Annotated in this window: 4 protein-coding genes and 1 pseudogene; 2 read left to right on the top strand and 3 right to left on the bottom strand. The window is 40.3% G+C overall.

The window, feature by feature from the left end:
* Positions 1 to 177 precede the first annotated feature (177 nt).
* From ACIR310F_RS0118175 to ACIR310F_RS0118165, 3 genes are all read right to left on the bottom strand, one after another.
* A complete protein-coding gene (locus ACIR310F_RS0118175) occupies positions 178 to 1281 on the bottom strand; it encodes a DegT/DnrJ/EryC1/StrS family aminotransferase (protein ID WP_028085062.1) in 1104 nt (367 codons plus the stop codon).
* A gap of 517 nt (positions 1282 to 1798) precedes the next feature.
* Entirely contained in the window at positions 1799 to 2482 is a 684-nt protein-coding gene (locus ACIR310F_RS0118170; RefSeq protein ID WP_051289732.1) for a TylF/MycF/NovP-related O-methyltransferase, read from the bottom strand.
* 159 nt (positions 2483 to 2641) lie between these two features.
* On the bottom strand, positions 2642 to 4291 hold the full coding sequence (locus tag ACIR310F_RS0118165; RefSeq protein WP_028085060.1) for an alpha-amylase family glycosyl hydrolase: 1650 nt from the start codon (positions 4289 to 4291) through the stop codon (positions 2642 to 2644).
* Between the two features lie 667 nt (positions 4292 to 4958).
* On the opposite strand from ACIR310F_RS0118165, the pseudogene ACIR310F_RS0118160 reads away from it, so the two are divergent.
* Together ACIR310F_RS0118160 and ACIR310F_RS0118155 are read left to right on the top strand one after the other, a co-directional pair.
* Positions 4959 to 5430, top strand: a pseudogene (locus tag ACIR310F_RS0118160) (J domain-containing protein).
* A 56-nt stretch (positions 5431 to 5486) separates the two neighbouring features.
* Positions 5487 to 5753, top strand: coding sequence for a DUF3143 domain-containing protein (locus ACIR310F_RS0118155; RefSeq protein ID WP_035368405.1), 267 nt, complete (start codon positions 5487 to 5489; stop codon positions 5751 to 5753).
* Positions 5754 to 5757 lie beyond the last annotated feature (4 nt).

Genomic DNA, 5757 nt, shown 5'->3' with positions numbered 1-5757 from the left:
AGAGCGAATAATAGTAAAAGTTTCGCTCTTTCTTCTGCTAGAATTTAGAAAATGAAAACGCCCTGCTTACCAAGGGGGGTGAGGGGGGATCTAATCGAGAAATAAACCTGAATATTTGTAACTAGCAACTTACGTTAGTAGTTAGTCACCCTGAAAATGCTGGTGTGGGTAATCATGTCAGTTATAAAATCGCCGAATATTGGTAATTACATAATCTTGTTGTTCAGGTGTTAAAGAATAAGCTGAAGGTAAAGAAATTCCTCGTTCATAAGCTTGGGTACTGACAGGATAATCTTGATTGGGATTATGCCATTCTTGCTGTTGATAACAAGGTTGTAGATGCAAAGGACAGAAAAACTGCCGAGTTTGAATGCCATTTTTTGCTAGATATTCTGCTAATTTAGCCCGTTGATCCGTATAAAATGAAGTAAACCAGTGAACTGGTTGACAACGAGGATCTATAGGCGTAATTTCTAGGTCAGAAATATCTTTTAGCTCGGCTGCATAATGCTCATAAATCCCTTGTTTGCGTTGAATAATTGCAGGTAATTTATGTAATTGGGCAATGCCGATCGCCGATTGCATTTCTGTAATTGAAAAATTAAATCCAATATGTTCATGCACAAAAGTTCCACGATGATCTCGACCATGATTTTTGAGACGACGGCAAGATTGAGCAATGCCATCACTATTGGTTAAAATTATACCTCCTTCACCGCAAGTAATAGTTTTATTGCCATAAAAAGAAATGGCACTCACATCTCCCTGAAGTCCAACATGATCTCCTTTAAACTTCACGCCAATAGATTGGGCTGCATCTTCAATTACTTTTAAATTGTGATGGGTAGCAAACTCAGTAATTTTTTCCATATCTGAACTCTGTCCATACAAGTGAACAGCCATAATGGCTTTAGTGCGCTCTGTAATTAAAGCTTCAGCTTTGACCACATCTAAACCTAGATTATCTTTTTCTATATCACAAAAAATAGGTGTTGCTCCTGTCATAATAATGGCGTTAGAAGAAGCAACAAAAGTTAAATCTGGAACAATAACTTCATCCCCAAAACCAATTCCTAACGCCTTTAATCCACAGTAAAGTGCTGTTGTGCCATTAGAGGTAGCGATCGCATATTTAGCCGATGTTAATTGTTTAATACCTTCCTCAAATTCTTCGGTTAGTTTGGACTCTGTTAAATATGTAGATTCAATAACACGCTTCAGCTGTTCAAGTTCACTATTGTCAATCCAAGGTTCAATTTGAATAATTTTGTATGCTGCCATAGGAAGTATGAATTTTAATGAAAAACACTTCGTAATTATATCACACATACAAGAATAAAAATCTTTTTTGTATAAAAGGACAGCAACCCTAAATTTAAGGTTTTATGACATCAAACCCACATTCCGCACCCCCCGGTGTCACAATCAGTAGTTTCCGATTTTTGAATCCCTTAAAGGATTATTTTTATACAAAAAAATCAAAATTTAAAATTTAGATAGCGATAGCAAAGCGCTGCTGCCAGCAGTTCGCCAATATCAAATCCCCAAACGACCATTGTTCGTTGTGTGACAGTTTAGGGTGCGGAAGATGGGATCAAAATCCTTATGACTTAAGGGTTGTACAATTCTTAACATTGGAAGTGATCCCTGAAATGGCCCAAAAAATCGTTCGGAATTTATTTTTGCCTGTCATTGCTGATTGTCCGTAGCCTCTCCCGAACAGGAGAGGAATACGAATTCTCCATTTATTGTCATGAAAAATACAATTCGTTGCTCCGTTGACTGGAAAATAATGTCTCTAAATCTTAATCCCCAGCCGCACTTCCTTATCAATGCGGATTAACATTGGGCCAGGAACTTCACGGAAATAATCATCCGTAGCTTTGCGCGATCCAGCCCAACAGCCATAATCATCAATGATCAGCACACCTCTTGAGGAGAGTCGAGGATAAAGCTGCTGAAACTCGAAGGCTGTGGATTCATACCAATCGGTATCTAAACGGAGAACAGAGATGGTTTCTGGCTTAGTCGTTTTTAAGGTTTCCAGAACATCTCCTTGCACAAAATTAATTTCAAAATCAAAATTATGGACTAAGAAAGCTGCTTGAACATCTTCCAATAAAGCGTAACACCAACCAATGTCGTCTCCATATTGCTCCATCATTTCAAAGCCAGTACGTCCATATTTATCTACATCAAATTCTGTGGGTGTTGGCATACCCTGAAATGTGTCATAGAGATATAGCTTGCGATCGCTCACGTTTCGCGCTTTCAAAATCAAAGCTGCCAGTAAGGCACTTCCACCTCTCCAAACTCCGCACTCTACAATATCACCTGGGATATCGCGATCAAGAACATAGTTCACCGATGTATACAACGCAAAAAGTGCTTCTACGCTGGTCATTGTATACGGACTTACTTGCTCAAATAAATTCATGAAAACCGGATCTTTGCCCATATCTGGCGTGATCTGATCTTTCATGGTTGCTTGGTGTTTGCTGGAGAAAACGATCGTGCGCTCGTTAGTAATCATAATCAAGACAAGTGGAAATAGTTTTATAGGTTGAGGATTGCAAAGCCTTCGCAATTATACATTACGAAATAGATGAATAGCTCATCTTTTTTCCTGGGTTTAGGCTGATTACGATTGATAATTACGCTCAATAATCAGACCTTCATTTCCTCGTAGCTCAAGGGTATTGCCCAGGTGTCCTCCTTGACGATCCATGAATGTGGAAAGGAGAACTTTTGACTGGTTACGAAACTCCACTGGTAATACCCATTCCTGGTATTGTGAACTGAAGTTCAATGCCACAACAATCTCTGAAGTCTGGTAAAAGCGACGATAGCAGAAAAGCTGTGATGGTGAGTATAAAGAAATGTAGTCACCAAGTTGTAGTGCTGTTTGTCTCCGACGCAAGTGCAACAGTGCGCGGGTTAGTGAGAGAAATGAGCGGGAGTCCTGCTGTTGTGCTTGGACATTAATATTTCTGTAGTCATGAGTGATAGGTAGCCATGGCTGGACTGACTCGGAACAAAACCCCGCATTAGCAGATCCATCCCACAACATCGGCGTACGTTCGGGATCGCGTCCAACTCCAATACCGGGAGATTTTTTTTCCCAAGGGTCTTGGATATGCTCAGAAGGAATCCAGCCATCCTCCATTCCCAATTCATCTCCGTAGTAGAGCGTTGGTGTCCCACGCAGGGTGAGCAATAGCATCATACCGATTTTGGCTTGAGCAGTACCAATTCTACTGGCGACACGATGCTTGTCATGATTACCCAATGACCAATTAGGCCATGCACCATCAGGTAGCAGCCTCTCGTAACGCTCAACAACTTCTCGGACGGACTCTGCACTCCATTGAAAATCAGATGACATCAATTCTGAGTTAAGTGGTAAATGAAATTCGTCATTTGCGCCATAGTGCTTAACGATTTCTTCTAACGACTTATATAGTTCAGCAATCAAAAGGCGTTCGTCCTTATGCGTACCGTAGGTATCGCCATACCCCTCAACTAGCGTCCGCAGCATCCGATTAAAATCGTGAATTTCCGGTATATTTTTGCTGAAGACCTCAAACAAGCGATCCGATGGTTCCATGGCCGGATGCCAGTCGGGATTCACTGGATTATTCCGAAACTGAGGATCTTTCAAGGCACGATAGGCGGCATCAACGCGAATACCATCTACACCTCGCTGTAACCAAAAATGTAGTACATCTAACATTGCCTGTCTAGCACCAGGGCTACGCCAATTGATATCTGGCTGCTCCTTGAGAAAAGAGTGTAGATAGTATTGCTCTGTGTTGTGATCCCATTCCCAGGCTGAAAGTCCATCAAAGCGTCCCAGCCAGTTATTGGGAGTGCCACCATCTGATTTAGGATCTTTCCAGATGTACCAGTCTCGCTTGGGATGAGAACGCGAACTGCGAGATTCAATAAACCACTGATTCTGATCGGAAGTATGGGCGGCAACAAAGTCAATTAATACCTTGAGATTGCGATCGCGCAAATATCCTATCAAGCTATCTATATCTGAAAGAGTTCCAAACATAGGATCAACATTTGTATGGTCGCTAACGTCGTAACCAAAATCGGCCATTGGTGAGGGATAAAATGGTGTCACCCAGATTGCATCTATGCCCAGCCATTCTAAATAATCTAGTCGTTGGATAATGCCACGGATATCACCGATGCCATCCCCATTTGAGTCCTGAAAACTACGTACATAAGTCTGATAAATAACAGCAGACCTCCACCAGGGAAAATGAGTCATTAAGGCCATTACGTTTTGTCATCATCACTACTGCTATTTAATTTACCACGAACTCAGGTAGTTTATTAGGTTTATGGTTAATTATTGGTATTTTACTTTCAGGGTGTTTAAAGTAATTTATCTTAGGACTTACGCACAAGTCACTGAAAAACGAACCACACAAGGTGCAGCGTTCACAGAGAAATGAGGTTTTGAGAGATATGCGTAAGTACTGTATCTAAGGTGAGCGACATCAGACTGAAAATTGTTAATTTTTTAGGACTTACGCAAAAACTATCCGAAACTCCTATTCCTCTGTGTTCTCTGTGTCCCTCCCATCTAACTCTGGAAACAGTTCCCTGTTCCTTGTTCAGAAACTCTGGGAAAATGATGTGAAATTAATTACTTCTTTGAAAAAGAATATGAATAATAAATTAGTTGAAATGACCAACTTCCAAATATTTCCCAAGTTCTTCATCCTCGTAATTGCAGTATTTCTAATTTTCACTATACTAGTACACTGCGGCGTAAGTGAATGAACCATTTTCAAGCCTTGTAATCCGTCAAATTTTCCGAGCTTTTAATGGTTATGTTATTTACGACAACCTGTACTAGTTTTGTTATATATTATTCTTTCTTCCTCTGTGTTCCTCAATTGACAAAAGATTTAGAATATAAAGAACTGAATTTGAGCAAAGTGACTCAAAAAACCGTAAACCAAAATGGGGAAGTCCCACTTTTTTAGCAATACTACCTATTACTCCCTGCTAGGGCTACATCCCTCAGCATCTGTAATTGATATTCGTCGCGCTTATAGAGAATTAAGCAAAATTTATCACCCTGATACGACGGAATTACCTGCTAATCTTGCTACTACTAAATTTCAGCAAATTAATGAGGCCTACGCTACCCTCAGTAATCCCGAACGACGCTTAAGCTATGATTTAAAAATTGGCTATTCCCGTTTTGGTGTCATTCAAACCCCAACTGATTTAAACCGTCCAGTGTCTCGTGGCCATGACTGGTCAAAATCAGGTTATTTAGATGCCACGGATCGTCCCCTGTCTTCCGGGGAAATATTTGTATTATTTATTTTGGGATTGACCATTGTTGGTTGTATGCTATTAGCGATCGCTATTGCTGTTCTTCGTGGGGAAGTAATCCTCTGAATAACCACCTCCCACTTCTCAACTAAACAATATTTTTCCATAATTTTAAATTGCTTATGCTTCCCTCCCATACACCCTTATATAGTCATCCTTTACCACAAATCGAACAGTGGTTAAAAAACCAAGGTTGTCATCAAGACGAAACTCAGCTACATTGTTGGCATATACAACGATCTAGTTGGGAAGCAGAAATTTGGTTAGACACTGAACAAATTACAGTCCGGTATCTCCAATCAGGAGAAAATAATCAAGATATTCAACGTTCCTTTAAGTATTCCCTGAGTCGGGAAGATATCCAAGCAGCGGTTTTTTCTGGTCCATAATCTA

Source organism: Dolichospermum circinale AWQC310F, from assembly GCF_000426925.1.
GTDB lineage: Bacteria > Cyanobacteriota > Cyanobacteriia > Cyanobacteriales > Nostocaceae > Dolichospermum > Dolichospermum circinale.
The sequence above is the reverse complement of the archived record's forward strand: the minus strand, read 5'-3'. Positions and strand labels throughout refer to the sequence as shown.

Bases quoted from the DNA above. Each gene is read 5' to 3' on its own strand.
- ACIR310F_RS0118165 (WP_028085060.1), bottom strand. From the start codon at position 4,291: ATGGCCTTAATGACTCATTTTCCCTGGTGGAGGTCTGCTGTTATTTAT.
- ACIR310F_RS0118170 (WP_051289732.1), bottom strand. From the start codon at position 2,482: ATGAAAGATCAGATCACGCCAGATATGGGCAAAGATCCGGTTTTCATG.
- ACIR310F_RS0118175 (WP_028085062.1), bottom strand. From the start codon at position 1,281: ATGGCAGCATACAAAATTATTCAAATTGAACCTTGGATTGACAATAGT.
- ACIR310F_RS0118155 (WP_035368405.1), top strand. From the start codon at position 5,487: ATGCTTCCCTCCCATACACCCTTATATAGTCATCCTTTACCACAAATC.